The following is a 24,378-nucleotide window of genomic DNA, read 5'->3' on the forward strand; positions in this document are numbered from 1 at the left end:
ATAATCATATTATTTGAGAATGATTCGCATTTCTATTTGTTGATTTGAAACGATCTGCCTTTTAGAATTCTATTTTTTAGGACGAAAAGTAGGGGGCTTTAACAGCGTTGAGCAGGCTGTATAGATTTAACAGTCGAGAAAGAAAGAGGTTATATGACGCTGAAAAGTAGAGAGCAAAAGAAAAGGGGCTAAAAGCCCCTTAAAAAACCACAACATAACTTGGAAAACACATTTACACACCACAAAGACGCACACTCATCGACTTCATGTATTAAGTAAGATAGCCTAATTCACAAAAGGTTCCGCTTTTTTAAAAATAAAAGGTAAAAATTTAAATACCTTTTATTTGGCCTTTCTAAATGGCTTACTTCTGCTGTTTTACTCACGTGTTTTGGCCTGATTTTTTTAGCTGCTGAAGCGTTATAAAAATAATGCAGGTGGTGACGGCGAGGAGTGCTGATGCAGTCGCAAAAGGAAGGGCGATATCATACTGATAAATCGACGCGGCGAGCGGTGGCCCTACAATGTAGCCCATCGCTGTTGTTGCCGTGATAAGACCGGTAATGGATGGCTGCTGAGAAGGTGTGCAGTAAGTTGTTGCGGCAGCGGCTAGAGAAGGATAAGCCATTCCCATGCCTAGCCCCATTAGCGTCATTGCGATATATAATGTAAACAAAGACGCTTGCAGAAATAATAGCAGATAAGCCAATCCTAAGAGTGGTAACGCCATCATGATCATGGTCTCTTCACTAACGCGGCCTTTCTGAACCCATCCAAATTGAGCGGTGAGTGATGCGGCTGCACTCACCATCATTGCAAAGCCAACTTGTCTAGCAGCTTCCACGGGCGTGTAGTTGTAAAAATCAATAAAGAAAAAACCTAATGTTTGCTGCATCATCGCCATAGCGCAAAAAACACATACGCAAGCGCCGACAAAGATGTAAGGTGATTTCGTTTTTGAGGGATTGTCTGTATTCACGGATTGGGCGGCGTGTTGTTGAGCCGACGGAGCGAGAATCGGCAGCTTTAAGTACACCAGCGTTAAGGCCATTAAGGTGAGTATCACAATACTATAAAGCGGCGCGAGTAAGCCGACACCTACGAGCAAACCTGCGTAGGCAGGCCCAATGATTTGGCCCACATTACTTGCCGATGTTACCTTGCTTATTGCGCTTACTCGTCCTTGCGCAGAACTTATCGCGACGGCATAACCTACCGCCGAGGGGGGGGTTGCTGACATAATCGTGGACTGCATACTGCGGCTAATCAGTAAGGCTAGGAATAAATTGGTTCCGCCAATTATACCGGAAAAGCCGGCCATCCATGCGCTCGCAAAGGCAAAGGTTCCCACGCTATAGCCTGCCAAGCCCACCATAAGAATGCGTTTAAACCCAGCGTGCTTTGCTACTTTACTCCACACATTTGTACCTATCGCAAATATTAGCGCAGAGCTAGACATAATTGTCGCAATATGGAATTCAGAAAGGTTGGCCTGCCGCCCCATAGAGGGAAGTGTGGTGAGCATAACACTTTGACCAACGGACGTTGCAAGCAAGGCGCAGAAAAGAATTCTAAACACGGTGGTAGAAGCAGAAGACGTAAGCACAAGTTTGGCTCTTAAATGGGCGAAAAAGTCGTCGGAATTTTAACACAAGTGGAGATAAAAAAATGCCCGCCAGAGGCGGGCCAAAATCAGAGGTATGTAAAGGCCGGGATGGGCCTTTGAGGGGAGAGGAATGTCGTCGGGTGACAACTCACTAATAACATCGACGACATTACCAGTGTCCTCACTATGGTTCTGCTGAAACAACACACATGTATTTCAACAAATCCAAAAAGGGTCAACAATCCCTTGCTGCACGAGACATCACTGTCAGTGCTTGCGATGTAGGTACTCGGTGCCTGCTTACAATCCTTATGAAACAAAGCCTTTGCATCCTGCGAGTTTAATTAGGTTCTCTTTTTCCTAACCTCATCATCGACCAGCAATTTAACGAACCTTCTCCAGCTATCCTTCAATCTTAAATACTGATGCTTCCATTCATCCTTGGTGACTGATCCTTGTACATCCTGTGTCGTCACCTTCAGTATCTTCAATCTACGCAGTTTGGCCTCTCCGTCGCTAAAGCTATCCTAGCTACAAGCTGCGCTCTGGTGTTATCCGTTAGTCTAGATTATGCTTGAAATGTGCCAGTTAGGTTTTTGTTGCGCAACTTTATTTAAAGCGTTTGATTTTTAAGAGTTATTTTTTATTTTTAGACCTAAAGTCCGATGTCAGTCTTTTAGTGCTGAGAAATGGCAATGTAGTTTTTTCCCATTGGTATGTAGCAAATTACAAACATTTAAATATTACGGTTTGATCTCTTCCTGTTTCTTTCGCTTCATAAAGTGCTTTATCCGCATCTTCCAAACACGCGGTAGTAGTATGAGGTGAATTTATCTCTTTCAAGCCAGCAGAAAACGTCAAACTAATCTCTTCAGATAGCTGATTACATGCAGCCGGCTTTAGCAGCTTGCGAAAGTCATCGAGCAGTTGGACGCACTGGCGTTCGGTAGATTTATGAAAGATGAATAAAAACTCCTCACCACCTAACCTGCCCATGTCTACGTGGTCCGGGAAAATTTGTCGTGCAGTTTGTGAGAAAAGGCGTAGCGCATCATCTCCCATTTTGTGGCCATAGTTATCATTGATAGATTTGAAAAAGTCGATGTCTATCATTGCTATGCAAAATTCATTGGCAGAATTTTCGAGGGTTTCTAATTTCGCATTTAGCAATTCCAGAATTTTGGCTCTGTTATAGAACCGGGTTAATGCATCGGTGGTAGCCAACCGCTCTAATCTTCTCTGGTAACGCGCACGTTTGATGTAAAGTAAAAAGAGTAAAAGACTGAGTAATAGGAATAATCCAGTGATGACAGCCAGTAAAAAGTTTCGTTGTTGATTAAGAGTAAGCTTTTCTTCCTGTAATTGAGTGATGGCTTTTAGGTCACTATTTTCTGCCTGTATTTCGTCTAGTTCGTAAAGCGTCCGTATTATTTGAACCCGCGACTTATCTAGTGATTCGGTTATTATTTTACTTAACTCAATATACTTCTTAAGAGCATCTATCGTATCTTGCTTGTTGCCAAACGCCTCAAGAATAGAAAGTTTAAGATAAGCGGTCTCCAAGTGGGAAATCCCCAGCTTCTCATTTGCTATTACTTCTTCTGCAAGTCTGACCTTTTCTAACGCCCTCGTTTTGTCTCCGCTGGACAACGCGAGGCGAGAAAGTGCGATGAGTGATTCAAAGTAGACAGTTTTAGATTCCAAAGTAAGGGCTAGGTCGCTTGCTTCTTTAAATAAATTACGGGCGGTGTTAATTGCCTCCGCGGTATCATCTTGAGCTAACCACATCTCTCCTTTTCCGAGGAGTGCTTTGGCCAATAGGGCGGTATCGTCGTTTTTTCTAGCAATCTTTATGGCTAAGTTAAAGAAGCGCGCAGAGGTTTTAAAGTTTGAGAGTCCTAGCTCGGTTCTTGCCAACTTTTCTGCCACGTTGCTTTGATTAACTGTATTTTTCTTTTCAACTGCAAATTCGTAAGCCTCATTTAAATAAGCTTTTGCTTCTTGGAATTTAGACTGTTGCAAATAAATAGTGCCTATTAAGCCGGCAATATGAGAGGGGGGGACTTGAGTTTTAAATTGCGTAGCTAAATTGTAAGCGGAAAGATAGTTATCAAGAGCAAGCTTCGACTCTTCAATATTTTCGAAAGCTGCACCTAGTGTCATTAGTACGCCAATATTTAATTGAATTACGCCGTAGTTCATAGACCATTGCTTAACAGCGTTGAGCAAGCTAATCGCTTCTTGCATTTCGCCTTTGCGTGAAAGAATCTTGGCTTTTAACAATTTTGCTCGTTGCTGCATTAAACTGCTAGCGTAAACATCATTTATACTGCTCTCTGCGAGTGACAAAGCCTCATCATACTCGCCCCGCTTTTCTTTCCCCAAGGCATAAAGATATAGCCATTCGTGACGTTTGGCCGCTGATTTATTTTCATCGAGCAGCGTTTTCAATCTGGCCATTTCTTTTTCAGGTGCTCGATGTAGTGCTTTGATACCGGCTATAACGTCATCATTTGGTGCTGAATTCAGCTGGTTAGCAGAGGAGGAAACAGGTTTTAATATTGAAACGGTGAAAACAAAAATCGCGACTATCAATCCAAGTTTAGACATTCAACTCTATGTCCTTTGCAGAATGACTCCATTAGCTAAACTATAGTATTGATTTATATATTTCGAAAATGTCGAGAGGGATTTGTCACAGAGGAGCTTACGATAGACTCTTTCAAAGGAGAAAGGCTAGTTTTCGTTTTATTTCTTGTAATAGGTCAAATGCAATAAAGCGTTGCAGTAGAGAACTTGTACAATCCTAATTGATTTTCAGCATTCCATGATGCAGCAACATTTAGCAGCAGCTAAAGAGCCACTCGTACCGCTTAATATCGTAAGAAAACGAGAAGTGGCTAAGCTTGAAACGTTCGTAGATTCTACTTTTATAATAAGCTACCAAGAACCGTACATGGGGTTTGGCAGAATAAAAATCTCTGTGCCCACTCGTGGCATGAGCAACTCAACGTTGGCAGATTCTTGGGTTACGCCGCCCACATCTTCAATGTTGTCGCCAATTTGCATGATAATAGTGTGAGGCGCATCCCACGTAGACGTCGCGTCTTTAGACTTATTTGAACATGCGATCTTGCCCTGGGTAAGCTGCATTCTGCGCAAGTCTTTGTCATTAACCATACCTTCTTGGCCTACCGCTTCTTTGTCTTCAGCAGTGCGGCCAACAACACAGGTATTACTCGTGGTAAGCGGCAAACCTTGCGCCAAAAGGTTATTCCACGTGTGACTATCAAGCGCTTTATTGCGATTCGTAATAAGCGCCACCTTGCCATTTCGTGCAACAACTTCATCGATAAAAGCGGCTACACCAGGCACCAGTGTGGCTTCTTCACGTTTTACCCATTCGGCCCAGCTTTGTGAAGAATATCCCAAGCCAGCAGTTTCCCGTTCTTTTTGATAGGTGCTATTGTCTAGCACGGTTTCATCAACATCCATCACCACAACATCGCCATTAGAAAAACGCGTAGGCAGCGCTGAAATAGCTTGGCCATACACAAAGCTTGAAAGAACAGGGTACTCTTTGCTGCTGGTTTGGTATATCACGGCATTTGATAGAGTGTGTGATTTTACGCCAGCAAGCGGGGTTGATGGCGCAGACGAGCACGCCGCAAGAGCTGATACTGCAGCGCCTATGCACACTGCTTTGCTGATGAAAGAGAGCTTGTTAAGAGATAACAATGTTATTTTCCTTTTATTGTTTCTTCTGCCTACCGGTTTCAACACCCAAATTATGTCTGAATTTATCGATGAACTGGGCCTGATAATTCAGCAATGGCGTCGTGTGCATGCAGACTTTCTTGATGTTCTACTTTTACACGAAAATAGGTAGCTTGGTAATACGTACTTAACGCTTTATGCAGTCGCCTTACCGAATCTTCTACAAACATCAAGTTTTCAGCATTGCGCTTGGCAAACGCCTGTTCATCTTCACGCAAAATCTAACAAATCAGTACCGAAGAAGTTGTCGATGACACAGCGCCATTCACCACTCCCATCCCTTTGCAGAACGTAAACGGCGCGCTTGCCCTCGCAGGGTAAGGCGTTGGGCGTGGCTTTTGGTACAAGGTAAAGTTTGGCGACGACTAGCGCTACGTCACCGGCCTGTATAACCCGTTCATCTCCGGTTGTTACAAAATGGTCGGGCATGAATTTCTTTTGAAATTTAAGCAGGGCGTCAACGCAGTCGCGTTGCGTGGAACCTTCTTCAGTGGTTTGGTTTTGCGTTGAACTGGACATGGGGGTGGCGACCACTGTTGCATCGCTAGCATAACATTGGGATAAGGCGTCTTGATCGCCGCGGTTTACTGCGTCATGCAACTGTTGTAATACGTGAGATATTGGGTTGTTCATGGCTGTCGTTCCGTTTTTTATTACCGCAAGACGAGCCAATAAAAAACCCGCCTTTGCGGCGGGTTTAGTGAATTCTATTTACGCACTAGCTAACCCGCCCATTCCTTAGAATAGCGAGAATAATAATCAGCGCAGAGGCTGAAAAAGCAGTATGTGTAGTCGTGTTTTTAGGCATAGTGTTTAAAAACAGTGTGCTGCTAGTGAGTATTTAATGACCTGAGTATCCTGTGCACCAAAGAGAAAGTCAATGGGTTTTTTAGGCGAACAAGTTAGCCACGTATGGTCAGGCGGATAAGCGGTGAGAATTGGGATTAATGCTAGTTTAGGCTTCAAATATGGTTATGCGAATAGTCGAGCCCTGTTTCAAACATTCATAGATGTCTTCATCAGTAAAGCCACTGTTATGGAGAATTTGCCTGGCAACAAGCTTGGCATCTTTTGTACTATTCCTGTCACTTAATATTTGAAGTGCTTTGTTCAAGTAGTTAACTGAAGGCATGATAAAAACCTCATGTGCCACACTGTATCACTGTTTATTAATTGAACGAATAAAGGTGGCGTTGTGATCACTGAAACGTCGTTAAGGCATCACAAATTATGGTGGAGTTTAAATCTTGGATTTACTTTTTAGCTGGTTAACGGCCAACGATACATTGTCGATGTCAACGTCAGCAGTGCTTGTTGTCACTTCGTTCCTTACGTCTATGATGACAGCAACACTGGGTATTGGCGGCGGGGTGTTATTACTTGCTGTAATGGCAGGTACTGTGCCGGTTAGTGCGCTGATCCCCGTTCACGGGTTAGTTCAGCTTGGTTCTAACGGGAACCGTGCACTAATGACGGCGAAGCATATCGACTGGACTATGCTGAAATATTTTTCTCTAGGCGCAACCGTCGGCGCTTTCTTAGCGTCGTTTATTGTGGTTCAGCTGCCGCTCGTTATCATTCAGTTTGCAGTTGCCGCATTCATTTTATTTTTAGTGTGGGGCAGTAAACCCAAGGTACAAGAAATAAGGCCAACGGGTAGAACATTGGCGGGGTTGGTGACCACCTTGGTTTCAATGTTTGTAGGTGCCACAGGGCCTTTGGTGGCGGCATTTGTACACCGAAATAATTACAGCAAAATGCAGATAACCGGCACGTTTGCCAGCTGTATGACACTTCAGCACGGTCTCAAAGCGTTTGTGTTTACCTTTGTAGGGTTTTCTTTTGCGCAGTGGGCAGGACTTATCATTATTATGATCGCCAGTGGTGCGCTCGGTACATTTTTCGGACTCAAAGTATTAAAGCGTGTGCCGGCGGAGAAGTTTATGCTGGCATTCAAGATTGTAGTGACCCTGTTAGCCCTGCGCTTGCTATGGCAGGCTTTAGTGAGTTTACTTTAGCTAAAAAAAACGGGAGCTTAAGAGGCATGTCTCTTAAGCTCCATACGTATATTGCTAATAGTTTCTCGCGTTTTTCCACTATTTAGAAGCGATAGCTTAACGACAAATGCCACTCGCGCCCAGCACCAGGTACTCGCTCACCCACTTCCACATCAGTATTCATTACGCGGTTAATTCCGGCAGTATGTGGTGCGTACTCTTTATCAAACAGATTATGAATAGTCGCTGTTACCTGTAGGTTTGAATGCGCACTATCAAGAAGCGTTACAAGCCCAGTAATGTGAACCAACCCATAGCCAGCGGTAGACGCTTCATTCTGCAGCGCTGAAACGTGGTTTTGGGCGCCGGCTAATTCAGACGTTAACTGCATTTGAAGCGGCGCATCAAAGACCTGAGTATTCCATTGAACTGTTGTTGTTAAATGCTCGGGCGCAATACGGAATAAGGCATCGTCAATATCATCGCGGTTGCCATGCTGGATAGTGGCTACTGCACGCAAACTCACACTATCGGAAAGCTGTCCTTGCACCGTCATGTCGGCACCCTTGATAACAGCATCGGTATTCGTCCACTGAAACGGCTCAGTACCAGCCATCATAGAAGACACCATGTTTGCCGCCATATTCGTACTAGGTGAGCCGGTGATGTAATCCTCTATATCTTGGTAGAAAAGTCGGGGTGATATGGTCCAACTTTCATAGTTGTAATCAATTCCTACATCTATTTTGCGCGCGGTCTCATTGTCTAATTCAAGGTTGCCAATGTAATTAAATCCGTCGGCCATACCCCCGGAAATACCAAGCGGTAGCCAGGTGTAGCGCTCGAAATAGGTAGGGGCACGATTTTTCTGAGAAATGCCAAGTACAATATCAAGCGAGTCGCTCGCATGGTATCGGGTGGTAGCGGCAACATCTAACATACTGTAGTTTTTGTCACGGTCGGCAGCGTTGAAGCTGTTTACAAGCGTTGCAATTGCTGGGTTCATCATAACCATATTAGACCCCGCTTCTCCAGCATCCATGCTAACACGGGTATATCGCGTACCTAGCGTAGATGAATATGCATCTGTGTTTATCGTCCACTGAGCATAAACACTCGCGGTATCTCTTTTTGCATTAGTAAAATTATCTACAAAGAACATACCGTTGTTAGGGTTAGTAATAACGGAGTTATTCCGGGCGTGGTGTAGGTAAGCGCCCAATTCAAGCTCGCCAGTATCTAATGGCATAACGTATTTTGCATCTAGCCCTTGCGCGATAGCGTCAGCGTTGTTTTCTCGCGCCATGCTCTCAGACATTATCATGCGCTGGGAAAAGTTATCCATGGCATGTTGGTTACTGTTGCCAAACCAATTCATAGCAAAGTACTCAGCTTCCCCGGCGTTATAGCGATAACCGACTCGGTACCATGCTGCATCAATAAAACCGATATCCATTGCGAGTGCTGGCGTACCGCTTTCATTGGTGTTTAGCTGTTGGTAGCTGGCGTCAAATTGGTGTTTTCCCCATTCATAGCCAAGTCTAAATTTTGCGCCATTTCTTTGGTAGTGGCTATTGGGTATAACGGTGTTATCACCCGATTCTCGCTCATCACGCTGCTGATGCATAAACGCGCCGCTAACGAAAGCTTGGTCAGTTTTGTAAAGTACATTGCCCTGATACTGGTGCCCGCTACCCGGGGCAATCAAGCTGGCGTTTACACTGCCAGTAATGCCGTTTCCTAAAGCAAAAAGGGATACCGCATCGGCGTTAATACGAAGTTTGCCGCCTAGCGTTTGTACGCCAGCACTCACAGGTACAATACCGCGATATAAAGTAGCGGTAAGCCCAGGCTCTGGCAGTACGTGAGATAATGGCGAGTCCATTGAATTAGGACCAGCGCCAGCGATGTCGACCCCGTCAACGGATACACCCACTCTATCGCCAAACAAGCCTCGATATTGAATGAGGCCTGTAACCGGGCCATTTCGCGAGATAGAGACTCCGGGTAGCAGTGCTAACTGATCGCCAAAGTCCGCGTCTATATTGGTTGCGGCAGTTACTGCTTCTCGCTCTATGTCTTTTACATTATTGAGCGAAGAACCAATCACTGTAATCACTTCTGTTGAAGCGCTATCAATGAACTCAGATGTGTTTGCATAAACGTGTGCAGATGTGCAGGCAGCTGTAACAGCGAATGCCAGTAAAGAATACTTCATAACAATTCCATTAAATAAACGAACGTGTGCACGGTTAAACCATGCGTGTTAAGTGTGTTTAAGGTGTTGTTATGCGAAAGGTGGAGCGCGACCTGGCGGTGCCGCAAAGGCAAACGATGTGTAGGGTGCTGCTGCAAGGCGAGACGCCAAGGCGCGATAGCGCACAAGGGATATCACTACCAATGCATCTACAGGAACGTTGTCAATTTGGGGGAGGTCGGCCAACGTGCCGTTGGTACAGTCTACGTGCTCAATAGGTGCTTTTAGTAGCTCCGGGCTTATAAATACAAACTCACCTTCAAGCGCTGTTGCACTTACCGATATATAGCGCATGGACTTGCCAGTACAGATAAGTTCAATGTCATCGCCCACCAATCCACGGGCATGCTGCATAGTATGCGAAGCAAGGCCCAGTGCTAATGCATTTTGCAAAAGCATACAGAGGCAGAGTGTTAAGGCTGTCAGGTGTTTAATCGACATTGTTTATCTTTATACGTTGCGCGTCTTTATCATAGCGTGCGATGGATGAATGTTTCCACATTTTAATTAAGTTCTTTAACACCGGCCTTTTTAAGCTTTCGGTAAAGCGTACGGGTACTTACGCCTAGTGCGTCCGCGAGGCTGTTTATATCGCCTTTAAAGGAACTTGCTACCTGAGCAAGATAAGCATCTTCTACCTCGTCGAGAGTCATAATATCCTTGCCAAGATTAACTCCGTTTGTTGTTAGTGGGTATTGATCATTTCTACCTTCCATTGAAGCGTTATCCTCGCCGATGAACTCGTCTAACACGGGGAGGTCTGACTCGTAGATCACGGTCTCATCGGCAAGTAATACAGCTTGGTCAACAATGTTGCGCAACTCGCGAATATTGCCCGGAAAGGCGTAGCTGCTTAATTTTTCGAGAGCTTTTTTATCAAAACGCTTTTTCTCGTGGGACTGGGCTAAAAAATGCGCTGCAATCAGTGCAATATCTGACTTTCTCTCTCGTAAAGACGGAAGGTTGATAGGGAAGCCAGCTATTCGATAGTAAAGGTCACGCCTGAATTCCCCCTTTTCTACCATTTGCTTTAAATTTTTATGCGATGCACACACCAATCGGAAGTTGGCCTTCTTCGAAACTACGCTTCCCACAGGGCGGTAAGTCTGGGTTTCAAAAAGCCTTAGCAGCTTCACCTGCATGGCGAGGGGAATATCGCCTACTTCGTCGAAAAATAGAGTGCCACCCTCAGCCGCCTCTACCAGCCCTTTTTTATTGGTGGTCGCGCCGGTGAACGCGCCTTTTTCATAGCCGAATAACTCGCTTTCAAGCAACGCATCAGACAACCCAGTGCATTCAATCACAACAAACGGTTTTTCAGCCCGATGGCTACTTGAGTGCAGAGCCTGAGACACCAGTTCTTTCCCGGTTCCGGTTTCACCAAACAGTAAAACGGATATATCTGAGTTTGCTGCGCGGTTAATTTTATTCAGCATCGTTTTAAATGCTTCTGACTCGCCAATCATTTTTCCAGCAGAGGGGCGGTTAGACGCAAAGGCAAGCTTATCTAGAATTTCCAGATAACCTATTAAATCCCCGTGACCGTCGAAGATGGGCCGCATCAGAATGTCACAGTAGCTTTGGCCCTCGCTGGTAGTATGGATATGCACCACACTAGCTGCTCGGCCCGACTTTTTACTTTCCTGCATAGGGCACTGCTCGCCGCATTGGTCACAGGGCTTATTGTTTCGATGAGATACCTGATAACAGGTGCTATAACCGAGCTTGATATCGACAGGGTAAGTATCTCTGTAAGGCGCATTGACCGCCTCAATAATGTAGTTTTGATTGATGAAAATAGCGGGTTTGTCTATTGCATCTATCATTGCTTGTACAATTGATATGTTCATTGTCAGCGTATTAGTTAATGCTACTTTTATCTTGCCAACTTAACATATTGGCATAGAGCTTGTTGATTGTTTTAGTTGAATCACAATGCCTGAGTGCAAATACGTCCGTCAATAGGAGAGTTACACAATGAAAAAACGCACCTTTTTAATTGCGTTGGGGCTAGCCGTAAGCGCCGGGTGCTCTTTCGCTAATGCACAAACCAACGAGCTAGCTGAAAGCGAAGTACAAACAAAAGTGAAGCAGGCAAAAGTTCACGCTAAAGCCCTTGGCGGAGCGCTAAAATCTAGGCTAAAACAGGCAATTCAGTCTGGCGGTTTGGAAGCAGGTGTAGAAGAGTGTCAGTTGGCCGCTGAGCCTATCGCCGAAAGTCTTAGCCAAAATGGGTGGGAAGTAGGGCGTACTGCGCTAAAAGTAAGAAACCCGAATAACGCGCCAGACGAATGGGAGCGCGAGCAGCTAGCCCTTTTCGCCTCTCTATTGGAAAAGACTAAGCTAGAGGGTAAGCCGCCGTCTACGCCTATAGACAACTATAAATATGACAGCGACAGTGGCGAGTTCCGGTACATGATGGCTATTCAACAAGGTCAAGTTTGCATGGCGTGCCACGGTGGCCAAGTTGCACCTTCAGTAAAGGAAACCATTTTAAAACATTACCCTAAGGACGAGGCCACTGGGTTTGAACTTGGTGAATTGCGCGGCGCGTTCACACTGACCTATTCGCCACAGTAACAACTTTAGTTAACTTTGTATCAGCTAATGTAAAAGCTCTTTATCCAACCATTTTAAACAAGGCTGCGACATCCCCGCCTTCTTTTTTATCTGTGCCAATTTTGTCGCTAAGAATGACAAATTTGGCGCAAAATTCATATTAAATCCTTGCGATGGATCAAAGTGTGCAACTTTTCGCCATGGAATAATTGTCCTGCACAGTACGAATAGACTGTCATTCATCATTTGTTAGTTCAGATTAACGAGAAAGGTGATGTATGGCACAAACCATGCTCTAGCTGTGATGAAGGTTCATGTGAAAACCACTGAATAACCAATAAATTTATTTAAGGTCAAGCGCTTATCGCGCAAGAGAGACGAGGGAGATAACCCATGAGCGATACGTTAATAGAACTATCGCGGTGGCAATTTGCATTAACTGCGATGTTCCACTTTATTTTTGTACCCTTAACACTAGGGCTAAGCTTTCTACTTGCCATCATGGAGTCGGTCTATGTGATGACAGGTAAAGAGATATACAAGCAAATGACCCAGTTTTGGGGAAAGCTGTTTGGTATTAACTTTGCCATTGGGGTAGCCACAGGCTTAACCATGGAATTCCAGTTCGGCATGAACTGGTCATACTATTCCCACTATGTCGGCGATATCTTTGGCGCGCCTTTAGCTATTGAAGGGCTTATGGCCTTCTTCTTGGAGTCTACCTTTGTGGGGTTGTTCTTCTTTGGCTGGGATAAAATGTCTAAGGTGAAGCACCTTATGGCTACTTGGTTAGTTGCCATTGGTTCTAACTTCTCAGCACTTTGGATCCTAATCGCTAATGGCTGGATGCAGTACCCTGTAGGCGCTGAATTTAACTTTGAAGCGATGCGTATGGAAATGACCAGCTTCGCTGACGTTATTTTTAACCCTGTAGCACAGGTTAAGTTCGTTCATACGGTTTCAGCAGGTTACGTGACCGGCGCCATGTTTGTGTTGGCAATCTCTAGCTACTATCTACTGAATCACAAGCATATTGCGTTTGCCCGTCGTTCGTTTGCGATTGCAGCCAGCTTTGGCCTAGCTTCAACTTTGTCAGTAATTGTTTTAGGTGACGAAAGTGGCTATGAACTTGGTGACGTGCAAAAAGTGAAATTAGCTGCTGTTGAGGCTGAATACGAGACGCATCCCGCGCCAGCACCGTTCACGGTTTTTGGTATACCTAACGATGAAAAAGAAGAAACCGAATACGCCCTTCAGATTCCCTGGGCAATGGGCATTATTGCTACTCGCTCGTTAACCGAAGAAGTGAAAGGTATTAAGGATCTTAAAGAAGATAATCGTGAGCGTATTTTAAACGGCATCAAAGCTTATGAAGTGCTTGATGATGTAAGAAATGGTACTGCAACAGCTGAGCAGCGCGCAGCCTTTGAAGCCAACAAAGACAGTCTTGGCTACGCCATGCTGCTTGAGCCCTACACAGACGATGTGTCAAACCCATCAGAAACGGCCATTCAACAAGCCGTTGACTACAGCATTCCACCGGTGGCCCCGCTATTTTGGAGTTTCCGAATCATGGTTGCCGCAGGCTTTATTATGCTTGCTCTGTTCCTGTGTGCATTTTATTACAGCACAAAACATAAAATCACCAAGCCTCGCTGGCTACTAAGAGGCGCTCTCTATGGTTTGCCACTTCCTTGGGTGGCGTGTGAAGCAGGCTGGTTCGTTGCTGAATATGGTCGTCAGCCATGGTCTATTGCAGAAGTATTGCCGGTGCATACCTCAGTGTCTAACTTGGCGATTAGCGACGTGGTAACCACTATTGTTGCCTATACCGTCTTCTACACAGCAATGTTCATCATTGGCTTTTACCTAATGAAAAAATTCGCGAAGAAAGGTCCTGTGCCTCCCGAAGATACAAAGACTGAAACTGAGCTTGATCTTATTGACCTTGATGAGCAAGGAGCAAAAGCATGATTGATTATGAACTGTTACGCGTCATTTGGTGGTGCTTAGTTGGCGTGCTGCTAATTGGGTTCGCCGTCACTGACGGCTTCGACTTAGGGGTGGGCGCTTTGCTTACCCTTATCGGGAAAAATGACAAAGAACGTCGTGTGATGATTAACACTGTTGGACCTCACTGGGATGGAAATCAGGTGTGGTTTATTACGGCAGGTGGCGCCATCTTTGCGGCGTGGCCAATGATTTATGCTACCGCGTTTTCCGGTTTTTACCTTGCTTTGGCTTTAACGTTAATTGCCCTATGGATGCGCCCTATTGGTTTTGATTACCGCAGTAAATTACCTAACCCACAGTGGCGCAAAGCCTGGGACTGGGCGCTATTTGCTGGTGGCGTTATTCCGTCGCTCATCTTTGGTGTTGCGTTCGGGAATCTGCTATTAGGTGTGCCTTTCGAGCTAGATAGCACCCTTAAATCAACATATACAGGTTCGTTCTTTGGTTTGCTAACGCCTTTTGCCTTGGTGAGCGGATTACTGTCAGTGGCTATTTTACTTAACCACGGTGCAACCTGGTTACAAATGAAAACCGATGGTTTTATTGAAGTTAGAGCCCGCGCCGTGTCAGTAGTATTGAGCCTTGTAGGCGTAGCCTTGTTTGTTATTGCAGGTTTTTGGGTAGCATTTGGCTTAGATGGCTTTGTGATAACCTCTGCAATAGACACTATTGCCACATCGAACCCGCTTAAGAAAGAGGTAGCTATTGAAGCGGGCGCTTGGATGAGCAATTACAGCAAATATCCTTTCATGGTGGTAGCCCCCGTATTAGGTGTAGTAGCTGGTCTTGCCTGCGCGTTCTTCTCTAAGAGAGGCAATCCGGGTATGGCTTTTGTATCAAGTGCACTGTTTATCACTGGCGTAATTTTAACTGCGGGCTTTTCAATGTTCCCGTTCCTAATGCCTAGCATCACAATGCCAGAAGCTAGCCTTACCGTATGGGATGCAACGTCTAGTCACATGACGCTAAACGTTATGTTCATCGTTGCCTGTATCTTTGTACCCATTGTACTTAGTTACACCGCTTATAGCTTTTACGTGATGCGTGGTCGTATCAAAAATGATGACCTCGACCAATCTCACACTATCTATTAAGGAGATATTTATGTGGTATTTCGCTTGGATATTAGGTGTTTTACTGGCGTGCTCTTTCGGCATTATTAATGCGATGTGGTTAGAAGCAACGGAAAACATGGATAGACCCGAAGACCAAGAGTAGAAGTGGAGATAGGCTGGCCGCAAGAACACGCCGTGAACCCATCCATGGGGGCTTAGCAGCCAGCCTATCACTTCAAAAAAAGTTAAAAATAAACGAAACAACAAAAAAGATAGAAACGAACAGTGATTAAAGAAAAGGTTCCCAACAGGCAAACACTTACTAAGTGGTGTAAGGAAGTGGATAGCGCGCAATCGCTTGGCTTGCGCCGTTCGCTTATGTCACAGGTAGCGGTTAAGTGTTTGTCGCTTTTTTCTTTAATTATTGGCTTTTATTACTTTTCTAATATTGCCCAAGACTGGGTGGTGAATAAAACACCTGCGACTCGTGGCGATGTAGTAGGGCTTTCTTGCTGCTTAGCATTTTGCTGGTTATTTCAAGGCGCGTTTAACGCCCTTTCTAGTATGGGTAAAGCGAAGGTACTTGATAAACTTGAAGCGCATTTGAAGCAGGTGTTTGTCGCCCGTCAGCATGCGCTTATCCGCCAGCACTCTGTTTATTATTGGCAAACCCTTTGGCTGCAGCACATGCAGGCTTTTATCGATTGGGCGCTAGAATATCGGGTACAGCAAATGATAGCGGTGATAGTGCCATTGCTTGCTTTAGCCGTTATTTTCTACGTAAACCCTGTAATCGGTTTTGGTCTACTGCTTACACTACCTGTTGTGCCACTTTTTATGATCATCGTAGGCAAAGGAGCGGCCGCACTGCATCGCAAGCACTTTATTGCGCTTGAACGATTGGGTAGCTTGTTTACTGATCGCTTGGCTGCACTGCCTATGCTGGCTAGCTTTCAGGCCCATCAAAAACAAACAGATTTGTTGAAGCAAGCCAGTGATAATTTAAATACGCGAACTATGAAAGTGGTAAGTGTGGCGTTTCTATCTAACAGCGTGTTGGATTTTTTCGCCACGCTTGCCGTGGCCTTAGTGGCGGTATTTATCGGTTTTTCATTGTTGGGCGAATTAGATATTGGGCCTGCAATAACACTACAGCAAGGTTTGTGGGTGTTGCTTACCGTACCTTTACTGTTAAGTGAAATGAAAAAATTGGGTCAGATTTATCATCAAAAAGCACAGGCAGAAGCCGCGCAAGACGAACTGTCTCCTTTGTTCTCTGTGTATATTCAAGCTGAAATTACAATGCTTTCAGATACAAAAGAGAATAGCCATTCTGAGCTTATAAACGCTCCTCGCGAATCTTTGCTTTCAGCCTCTCACTTTAACGTTTTTGATATGAACGCGTCGCTATTTACGTCGTTATCATCCTCTACAAACGAACTGCCTGCATTGCTTAGCGCAGATAGCCTTAATGTTTTTAACGGCGATAGAATTTTACTCAGCGGCGCTTCGGGCTCTGGTAAAACGCTGTTGTTAGAAGCACTCGGTGGGCAGCGCCCTGCGTCTCACAAATTTAACGAGTCGGTTGTGTGGCTCACGCAGCACCCAGTGGTTACACCAGGTTCGGTACGAGAGAACCTGTGCCTTGATGACAGCTATACGGATGAGGCGCTTAACGAGGTACTTCACGCGGTAGAATTAGGGCAATGGCTAGCCCTATTACCCTATGGATTAGACACGTTAATGACAGATTACCCATTACTTTCTGGGGGCGAAGCGCAGCGTCTATCTTTAGCTCGGGCTTTGTTGCGAGACGCAGGCATATGGTTATTGGATGAACCAACGGCGCATTTACCAGATCCCCAACATCACAGACTGGCTCAGCTTATCAACCGCCTAGGTGACAACAAAACCTTGATTTGGGCTTCGCACAAGGCACTGCCTGCCAATTGGTTCACACACTTCTGGAGTATCAAAGACGGTGAAGTGAAAACAGTATCAATTGCTAGCCAAAGCAAAGAGCAGACGTCGATAAATGAATAGTACTAAACCCGCCTATTTAACGTTATTGCTCGCCCTAGCTCATGGTGTAGCAGGCATCAGTATCTTGGTTATTTCTTCTTGGTTTATTGCCGTCAGCGCAATTGCGCCTGTGGGCTTTAACTATGTCATTCCTGCTGTTGTCATCCGCGCACTTGCGCTACTTCGTATTGCATCAGGCTACGCCAGTATGTGGGTTGGCCACAACGATTTACTCGCTCGAATAGCCAATATTAGATTAGGCGTATTTAGCCAGCTTGAAAACAGCCAGATCAATGAAAAAGCCTTAACGACGGAAGCACTAGCTCATCATACCGAAGAGCTTGCTAGTCGTTGGATAGCGTGGATAGCACCGCTGTCTAGCATTATGTTTATTTTCACAAGTCTTTGTTTTATCGCCACGTGGTTTGACTTTCCCGGTGCAGGATTGCTTATTGTCCTTTTTGCGGCGTGGTCGATAGCCGTGACATTACAAGGGCTAAGGGCGCTTCGTATCGCTAAGCGCGCAACGTGCGCGAATGCCGAGTTTAGACAATCGTCAAACAACTTTTTAAATAGCAGCGCAATATGGCATTTAAACAGAGGGCTTGTAGGTCAGTGCGAAGACAATGCTACCCAGCAGCATAATAGCCATAGCGCTTCTAATGCCAGCACGCTGGATGTTAAAGAGATAAAAGCATCGAACATAGTCGGAAAAAACGTTAGTGCTAAAGCAGTATGGCAAGAAAAGATCGCACAAAAAAATACAGCTAGTCGCACCGCGTGGTGGTTTCAGGGTATAGCGTTTTTGCTGGTTGTGCTTATGATATCTGGTGCTTTATCCATCGCGCAGACGCTGCTTTTTGCTCCCATCGCTATCGTAGTGCCTATGGTATTGCTAGCGGCGCCCGATTGGGCTGGGAACGCTTTTTCAAGCATATCTAAGTTTGCACAATACAAGCAGAGCGCAAAAGCGCTTCGGCAAATGAAAACAACGCCCATCAAGATGCTTTGTGAAAGAGAGATAAATACCGCGATAACCTTAACGGATTTTTCGATAAAAGGTCGTCGTACGAACAAAGTGAATACAAGCATGCCAGCTAAAGGTGTGGTTTGTGTGTCAGGTGCCTCTGGTTGTGGTAAATCATCTTTGCTTCAGGGGCTCGCGGGGCTACTTCCTGCTAACGGTAAACGAGAGATTGATGGCGTTAACATACCTCCTGGTTTAGTCTCTAACTGGCGCTATGTTGAGCAAGAGCCCATCATATTATCTGGCACGCTTGCTTTAAATTTAGATCCTGCTGGACAGGAAATACCCCACAATCAAATGACGACGCTGGTGCAAGAGCTAGGTTTGGATAAGGGCCTATTATTGTCTACTTGGGTAGGCAAAGCGGGGCGGCCACTGTCCGGTGGTGAAAAAAAGCGCGTAGCGCTAGCTCGAGCTATTTTAGCTAAACCACGAGTATTGCTTGTGGATGAGCCGTTTGAAGGCTTAGACATTCACACACAACAACGTGTGTGTGACGTGTTAAACCGCTATGCTACCGATAAGCTAGTGATAATTGCTTCACATGTCACCCCTAAAGCCCTCGTGGTGCAAAAAAACGTACAGTTAGACGAAGCGAGTGTGGTCACCGTCAATGGCGAGCATCGCGCTACTTTGTAGCGAACTGTTCAAAGTCTTTTGTAATGTCTTCCAAGCTTCTTCCTTTTGTTTCAGGGAAGAGCTTGGCGACCAGTATCAAGCTCACTAAAGCAAAGCCGCCGTATATGGCAAAAGTGGCGGCAGCCCCCAAATTGGCTAGCTCCCATGGGAATACCATTTGAACCAAGAAGCTTGTGAGTGAATTCACCATACCCACTAAAGAAATAGCCAGTGCTCGAGTTTGGTTAGGAAATATCTCGGCAAGCATGGCCCACATAACAGGGCCCAACGACATAGCGAACGAAGCAACAAAGGCTATGATGCCAAAAAGCACTAACGGCGCATTCATAGTGATACTGCTAGTAAGTAGCGGTTGTTGATAGGTGTCGTATTCACTGCTTGTTAGCACAGCCTTAAGCGCACGTTTAAAGCTTACATCTGAATAATAGGTTTCTTTGATTAACGGAGTTAGCTTGGCAGCGACCGAAGGACTCTCTTGAGAAAGTTCTGTAATCTCAGTTTGCTGTACTTGATACGTTGCCTGCTTAAACCCATAAGTGCAGATAGCCATACTGATCACTACGCCAGTAAGACCTATCAACAACAAAGGCTTTCTGCCCCACTTATCAATGGTTAACATGGCGACTATGGTGAACGCTACGTTTACCACGCCAATCAATACCGCTTGCATAAAGGCAGCATTGGTACCTACACCACTTTGTTCAAAAATAGTAGGAGCGTAGAAAAAGATAACGTTGATGCCGGTAATTTGCTGCGCAATGGCAATGATGATTCCCACCATCAAAGGAAAACGCATGGCTTTTGTTTTTAGAAAGCCAAGGCGCTCGCCTAGTGACCAAGATCTTTCTTTCAACGATGACGAAATGTCTTCAACCAGCGCTTTTGCTTGTGCGTGGTCGAATAAGCGGTTTATTACCTGCTCTGCCTCTTGCTGACGGCCCTTTAATACCAGCCAACGGGGGCTGCGAGGAATAGTAAAAAGTAAGCTAAACCAAATAAGTGCTGGGATAATTTCTAGGCCCAACATGTAGCGCCACAAATGGCTATCTAAGCCTATGTCGGTCACCCAAGGCGCTGCGCTGTTACTTAGCTGTAATAAATAATAATTGGTGAAATAAGACAGGGCGAAACCAAACACAATGTTGAGCTGGTTTACCGACACCATCTTTCCCCTATTACGTGGTGCGCTAATTTCGGAAATATACAGTGGTGCGATAATTAGTGAACAGAATGCGATGCCGCCGATGAACCGAGAAAGCACCAGCAGTTCGAAATTGGGAGCGAGGGCAGAACCAACAGACGAAAGTAAATATAAGAAAGCCACTAGTATGAGCGCTTTTCGCCTGCCTGTAGCGTCACTGATACCGCCAGCAAATAGCATAGCGATGAGGGCTCCAAGGGTAGGTGAACTGACAACAAATCCCTGCTGCCAGTCATTTAAGCCAAATTCAGCGTCTATAAAGCCGTTTGCTCCCGCTATTACACTGGCATCGAAACCGAAAATAAAGCCTCCAAGCGAGACAATTAGGGTGTAATACAGAGATGGAGACAGGGCTTTATTCATTTTATAGGTTGCCTAATGTATCCCTATTTATCACTTCAGGAACAAACAGATGCTCAATTGGGATAGGGCTCTTGATGTTATAAACATGTTGAAGCACCCAATAAGCCGCCATTTCTCCCATAGCGTGGATAGGGTTATTTATTGTGGTGAGTTTAGGGTAAAGATAGCGCGAAAATAACACGTTATCGAAGCCAACAATGGAAAGCTGTTCAGGAATATCAAAGCCAGCTTCTCTTGCTGCTGTCATTGCACCTGAGGCCATTTCGTCATTGGCACAAACTAGTGCAGTAAATTTTGGATAGTGTTTTTGAAGGTGAAGCATGCCTTCTTGGCCTGCTGACTCGTGAAAATCTCCTTCAAACATACTGGTTTCTTCAAACTTAATCCCAGCCTCTTCAAGCGCGCGCTTGTGGCCTGAAAGCCGATCGCTGGCATCTTTTTTAAACAGTGGACCGCTGATATACCCAATATTCTTGTGGCCAGCATTAATTGCCGCCTGTGTGGCTAGATAGCCGCCTTGTTCGTTGTCTACAACAAAGCAGTTGTCATTTAAGTCATCTACCTTGCGGTTAATAACAACAACGGGAATATTACCGTCGACCAGTTGTTTTAGATACTCGTCAGATACTGCTTCAGCGTGCAAAATGAGAGCGTCACAGCGACGACTTTTTAAAAACTCTATGGCCTCGTGTTCACGTTTTTCATCGACGTGCCCAGCGGTAATGATAACGTGCTTGCCGTTTTGCTTTAGCACCTGTTCTACGGTACTCATCAAGTCGCCAAAGTAGGAGCCATGCAATTCTGATACGAGTAAACCTACACTGTTCGTGCGGTTTGACGCCAAAGACTGGGCAATAGCGTTGGGTTGATACCCCAATGATGCCATTGCGTCTTCTACTTTTTTGCGCGTGCGCTCACTCACCCGCGCGTTACCATTCATAACACGAGAAACGGTAGCTAGTGAAACACCCGCAGCTTCTGAGACTTGATAAATTGTTGCCATACAGTTCGGTACTTATTCTTATTTGATACCGCTAATGTACCCATTTACACGGCTCTTAACCAGTTTTGAGTAGGCTAACGCACTTTGTTTCAACGTACGCTTTTGCGTCTCATAGTCTACATACACGATGCCAAAGCGTTTTGAATAGCCCAGCGCCCATTCAAAGTTATCCATTAAGCTCCAGGCAAAATATCCGCGTATATCCACACCTTGCTTCATCGCTTCATCAACCGCGTTAAGGTGGGTATGGAAATAGGCAGTTCGATCGTCATCTTTTACTTCGCCGCCAATTAGCTCATCGTTCATTGCCGCACCGTTCTCAGTGATGTAGATAGGCGGCAGCGCGTAGCGCTGGTTAAGATCGACTAATAATTCTGTAAATGCATCTGGCGTGATTTCCCAACCCATAGCCGTAAGTTCGGTGGTAGCAGGAGGGACAACTTCAAACCAACCTGCGCCGTCGCTTTTGTACAGAGTGCGGGTGTAAAAGTTGATACCCAAATAATCGATAGGCTGTGAAATAAGGTCCATATCACCATCTAGGATCTCAGGCCTTACGTCCGCGTCTAGTCGCTCAATTACGTCAGGGTACTTACCATCTATGATTGGCTGTAAATACCATTGATTATGATATTCATCGGCAAGTTTTGCGGCTTCAAGATCGTTGCTATCACTGCCTATCGTGTGGCAGTTGCTGAAGTTAAGCACAATCCCATTTTTGCTGTTTGGGCACAGGCGCTTAAGTACTTTTAGCGCTAGGCCGTGAGCAAGTAGTAGATGATGAGCTGCCCGACGCCCGTTAGCCATGCCTGTTTTGCCAGGCGCGTGTATTCCTTCTTCGTAACCTAAGTAAGCAGAGCAGAAGGGCTCATTTAACGTGGCGTATGAATAAACTTTTTCGCCTAATGTACTTGCAACAGCTTCGGCATATTTCTCAAATTCAAAGGCAGTGTCGCGGTTGAGCCAGCCTCCGTTGTCCTCTAGATGTTGAGGAAGGTCCCAATGATATAGTGTTACGAACACTTTCATACCACGCTCAACAACTTCGTTCACTAGGTTGACGTAAAACTGCATGCCCACTTCGTTAACGGTGCCATCCTGATTCATAACGCGAGGCCAAGAAATAGATAGGCGATAAGCGTCTAATCCAAGGGAGTCAATAAGCTCAATATCCTGTTTCCAAAGCTTCACATGATCGCAGGCAATATCTCCGTTTGTGCTGTCGGAAATTGTATTTTCTTCTGCACAAAATCTGTCCCAAATACAATCTAACCTCCCCCCTCTATCCCCTTCTATTTGAAAGCTTGATGTAGCCACACCAAATAAAAAATCTTTCGATAACATCGCTGAAGTAGAAGGGAGGTTAATTTCTGGCATCGTGAGAATGTCCTGATTATTACAAAATCTTATATTTACAATGTGCAATACAAAGTAAATAACATCATATTTACATTGAATTCGATAACGCTTCATGTAATTATCTGCTCAATGTAAGCGCTTACAAAATTATTAAAAGGCTATTTTTGCTGTTGTGTAAGCGCTTTCAAATTTAAATCTATCATTAATTCGAAAAATAGCAACAGAGGTTATTTGTGGACACACCAGTGCAGCCTAATAATTTAAACGCCCAAGAGGGAAATGTGAATGGTAGTTACCGTTTTGCACTTATCTCGCTTACTACGTTGTTTTTCATGTGGGGTTTTATAACGTGCTTGAACGACATTCTCATACCTTATCTAAAAGGGGCTTTTAATTTAAGCTTCACACAAGCAATGCTTATTCAGTTTTGCTTTTTTAGTGCCTATTTTGTCGTATCTTTACCAGCCGGTATGGTGGTGTCGCGCATTGGTTATCAAAAAGGTATTGTTCTAGGTTTGGGCATAGCCTGTGTTGGATGTTTGTTGTTTTTCCCTGCTGCCTCGACCCAAATATACGGTATTTTCTTACTAGCGCTTTTTATCCTGGCGTCGGGAATTACCGTTCTTCAAGTTTCTGCAAACCCTTATGTTACCGCTCTTGGTGACCCTAATACTGCCTCTTCACGCCTGACGATGACTCAAGCGTTTAATGCGTTTGGTACCACAGTTGCTCCGTTTTTTGGCTCCTACCTGATTTACGGGGCTACTGGAGAGCATGGCGGCGGCACGCCAAGTGCGTCAGATGTCCAAGTGCCTTATCTGATTCTTGCTGCTTCGTTACTTTTATTAGCGCTTGTTTTTATGTATTTGAAGCTACCTAAGCTAAATCATACCAGCGCCAGTACGGGTGTATTTAAAGGCGGCGCGTGGCACCACAAGCATCTTGTTTTAGGCGCAGTAGGCATATTTATGTATGTAGGCGCTGAAGTTGCTATTGGCAGTATGTTAGTGAACTATTTAGCGAGCCCTGCAGTTGGGGGGCTTACCGAGGCAGGTGCTGCAAAACTTCTGGCTTACTACTGGGGTGGTGCCATGGTCGGACGATTCATCGGTGCAGTAGTCATGCAAAAAATATCTGGCGGCTATGTGTTGGCGTTCAACGCCTGCGTTGCGATCGTATTAATTTTGTTATCCCTTTCAAGTACGGGAAGCGTAGCGCTATGGACTATACTCGGTGTGGGCTTATTTAACTCAATTATGTTCCCTACTATTTTTAGTCTTGCCCTTCAGCAGTTGGGGAAAGATACGCCGCAAGGCTCAGGTATTCTATGCTTGGCAATAGTAGGTGGCGCTATCGTGCCCTTGCTTCAAGGAATGCTGGCGGACTCTATCGGCGTCACATTGTCGTTTTTACTTCCAGCTTCTTGCTATCTCTACATCGCCTATTATGGTCTTGTGGGAAGCCGCGTAGCTAAATTTCAATCCACTGAAAAGTAACGAG

General features: G+C 45.1%; 20 protein-coding genes. 8 read left to right on the top strand and 12 right to left on the bottom strand.

Annotated features, from left to right (window positions below):
- Nucleotides 1–382: 382 nt before the first annotated feature.
- The 6 genes from C6Y39_RS17995 to C6Y39_RS18830 all read right to left on the bottom strand — a co-directional run bounded on the left by C6Y39_RS17995 (nucleotide 383) and on the right by C6Y39_RS18830 (nucleotide 6,515).
- Complete coding sequence (locus C6Y39_RS17995) at nucleotides 383–1,606, bottom strand: MFS transporter (protein ID WP_105932591.1); 1,224 nt, start codon at nucleotides 1,604–1,606, stop codon at nucleotides 383–385.
- A 726-nt stretch (nucleotides 1,607–2,332) separates the two neighbouring features.
- Nucleotides 2,333–4,216, bottom strand: a complete 1,884-nt coding sequence (locus C6Y39_RS18000) for a tetratricopeptide repeat-containing diguanylate cyclase (protein WP_105932592.1) — start codon at nucleotides 4,214–4,216, stop codon at nucleotides 2,333–2,335.
- A gap of 330 nt (nucleotides 4,217–4,546) precedes the next feature.
- A complete protein-coding gene (locus C6Y39_RS18005) occupies nucleotides 4,547–5,344 on the bottom strand; it encodes a 5'-nucleotidase, lipoprotein e(P4) family (RefSeq protein WP_105932593.1) in 798 nt (265 codons plus the stop codon).
- 62 nt (nucleotides 5,345–5,406) lie between these two features.
- Complete coding sequence (locus tag C6Y39_RS18010) at nucleotides 5,407–5,601, bottom strand: GTP cyclohydrolase, FolE2/MptA family (RefSeq protein ID WP_240618929.1); 195 nt, start codon at nucleotides 5,599–5,601, stop codon at nucleotides 5,407–5,409.
- The gene (locus tag C6Y39_RS18015) at nucleotides 5,594–6,016 is read right to left on the bottom strand and encodes a YybH family protein (RefSeq protein WP_105932594.1); all 423 of its coding nucleotides are present in this window, start codon (nucleotides 6,014–6,016) and stop codon (nucleotides 5,594–5,596) included. The genes C6Y39_RS18010 and C6Y39_RS18015 overlap by 8 nt, the downstream gene beginning before the upstream one ends.
- Before the next feature lie 322 nt (nucleotides 6,017–6,338).
- Nucleotides 6,339–6,515, bottom strand: a complete 177-nt coding sequence (locus tag C6Y39_RS18830; protein WP_167390683.1) for a hypothetical protein — start codon at nucleotides 6,513–6,515, stop codon at nucleotides 6,339–6,341.
- A gap of 115 nt (nucleotides 6,516–6,630) precedes the next feature.
- On the opposite strand from C6Y39_RS18830, the gene C6Y39_RS18025 reads away from it, so the two are divergent.
- Nucleotides 6,631–7,401: a sulfite exporter TauE/SafE family protein gene (locus C6Y39_RS18025; protein WP_105932596.1), complete on the top strand. Its 771-nt coding sequence runs from the start codon at nucleotides 6,631–6,633 to the stop codon at nucleotides 7,399–7,401.
- 82 nt (nucleotides 7,402–7,483) lie between these two features.
- Here the strand turns inward: C6Y39_RS18025 and C6Y39_RS18030 are convergent, their stop codons facing one another.
- From C6Y39_RS18030 to C6Y39_RS18040, 3 genes are all read right to left on the bottom strand, one after another.
- The gene (locus tag C6Y39_RS18030; protein WP_105932597.1) at nucleotides 7,484–9,598 is read right to left on the bottom strand and encodes a TonB-dependent receptor plug domain-containing protein; all 2,115 of its coding nucleotides are present in this window, start codon (nucleotides 9,596–9,598) and stop codon (nucleotides 7,484–7,486) included.
- A 69-nt stretch (nucleotides 9,599–9,667) separates the two neighbouring features.
- Complete coding sequence (locus C6Y39_RS18035; RefSeq protein WP_105932598.1) at nucleotides 9,668–10,078, bottom strand: hypothetical protein; 411 nt, start codon at nucleotides 10,076–10,078, stop codon at nucleotides 9,668–9,670.
- Between the two features lie 62 nt (nucleotides 10,079–10,140).
- Nucleotides 10,141–11,463 (bottom strand): sigma-54 interaction domain-containing protein, encoded by a 1,323-nt coding sequence (locus C6Y39_RS18040; RefSeq protein ID WP_105932724.1) that lies wholly within the window; start codon nucleotides 11,461–11,463, stop codon nucleotides 10,141–10,143.
- A gap of 151 nt (nucleotides 11,464–11,614) precedes the next feature.
- Here C6Y39_RS18040 and C6Y39_RS18045 point away from each other — a divergent pair, with 151 nt between their 5' ends.
- The 6 genes from C6Y39_RS18045 to C6Y39_RS18075 all read left to right on the top strand — a co-directional run bounded on the left by C6Y39_RS18045 (nucleotide 11,615) and on the right by C6Y39_RS18075 (nucleotide 18,952).
- Nucleotides 11,615–12,217 carry a Tll0287-like domain-containing protein gene (locus tag C6Y39_RS18045; protein WP_105932599.1) on the top strand — a complete coding sequence of 201 codons (603 nt, stop codon included), beginning with the start codon at nucleotides 11,615–11,617 and terminating at the stop codon, nucleotides 12,215–12,217.
- Between the two features lie 372 nt (nucleotides 12,218–12,589).
- The gene (locus C6Y39_RS18055; protein ID WP_105932601.1) at nucleotides 12,590–14,170 is read left to right on the top strand and encodes a cytochrome ubiquinol oxidase subunit I; all 1,581 of its coding nucleotides are present in this window, start codon (nucleotides 12,590–12,592) and stop codon (nucleotides 14,168–14,170) included.
- Entirely contained in the window at nucleotides 14,167–15,303 is a 1,137-nt protein-coding gene (gene cydB, locus C6Y39_RS18060; protein ID WP_105932602.1) for a cytochrome d ubiquinol oxidase subunit II, read from the top strand. The genes C6Y39_RS18055 and cydB overlap by 4 nt, the downstream gene beginning before the upstream one ends.
- Before the next feature lie 10 nt (nucleotides 15,304–15,313).
- Nucleotides 15,314–15,427, top strand: a complete 114-nt coding sequence (gene cydX / locus C6Y39_RS18065; RefSeq protein WP_012519975.1) for a cytochrome bd-I oxidase subunit CydX — start codon at nucleotides 15,314–15,316, stop codon at nucleotides 15,425–15,427.
- A gap of 122 nt (nucleotides 15,428–15,549) precedes the next feature.
- Nucleotides 15,550–17,307 carry an ABC transporter transmembrane domain-containing protein gene (locus tag C6Y39_RS18070; protein WP_240618930.1) on the top strand — a complete coding sequence of 586 codons (1,758 nt, stop codon included), beginning with the start codon at nucleotides 15,550–15,552 and terminating at the stop codon, nucleotides 17,305–17,307.
- Nucleotides 17,300–18,952, top strand: coding sequence for an ATP-binding cassette domain-containing protein (locus C6Y39_RS18075; protein WP_105932603.1), 1,653 nt, complete (start codon nucleotides 17,300–17,302; stop codon nucleotides 18,950–18,952). Before C6Y39_RS18070 ends, C6Y39_RS18075 begins: the two co-directional genes overlap by 8 nt.
- Here the strand turns inward: C6Y39_RS18075 and C6Y39_RS18080 are convergent.
- Genes C6Y39_RS18080 through C6Y39_RS18090 form a run of 3 tightly spaced genes read right to left on the bottom strand, consistent with a single transcriptional unit; the run spans nucleotide 18,942 to nucleotide 22,896 of the window.
- Nucleotides 18,942–20,516: a sugar porter family MFS transporter gene (locus C6Y39_RS18080; RefSeq protein ID WP_105932604.1), complete on the bottom strand. Its 1,575-nt coding sequence runs from the start codon at nucleotides 20,514–20,516 to the stop codon at nucleotides 18,942–18,944. The two genes, C6Y39_RS18075 and C6Y39_RS18080, sit on opposite strands and share 11 nt — an antisense overlap.
- Before the next feature lies 1 nt (nucleotide 20,517).
- A complete protein-coding gene (locus C6Y39_RS18085; RefSeq protein WP_105932605.1) occupies nucleotides 20,518–21,519 on the bottom strand; it encodes a LacI family DNA-binding transcriptional regulator in 1,002 nt (333 codons plus the stop codon).
- Nucleotides 21,520–21,537: 18 nt separating this feature from the next.
- Nucleotides 21,538–22,896 carry a GH1 family beta-glucosidase gene (locus tag C6Y39_RS18090; protein WP_105932606.1) on the bottom strand — a complete coding sequence of 453 codons (1,359 nt, stop codon included), beginning with the start codon at nucleotides 22,894–22,896 and terminating at the stop codon, nucleotides 21,538–21,540.
- A gap of 215 nt (nucleotides 22,897–23,111) precedes the next feature.
- Between C6Y39_RS18090 and C6Y39_RS18095 the strand changes: the two genes are divergently transcribed.
- Nucleotides 23,112–24,374 (top strand): sugar MFS transporter, encoded by a 1,263-nt coding sequence (locus C6Y39_RS18095; RefSeq protein ID WP_105932607.1) that lies wholly within the window; start codon nucleotides 23,112–23,114, stop codon nucleotides 24,372–24,374.
- The last annotated feature ends 4 nt before the right edge of the window (nucleotides 24,375–24,378 follow it).

Source organism: Alteromonas gracilis, from assembly GCF_002993325.1.
GTDB lineage: Bacteria > Pseudomonadota > Gammaproteobacteria > Enterobacterales > Alteromonadaceae > Alteromonas > Alteromonas gracilis.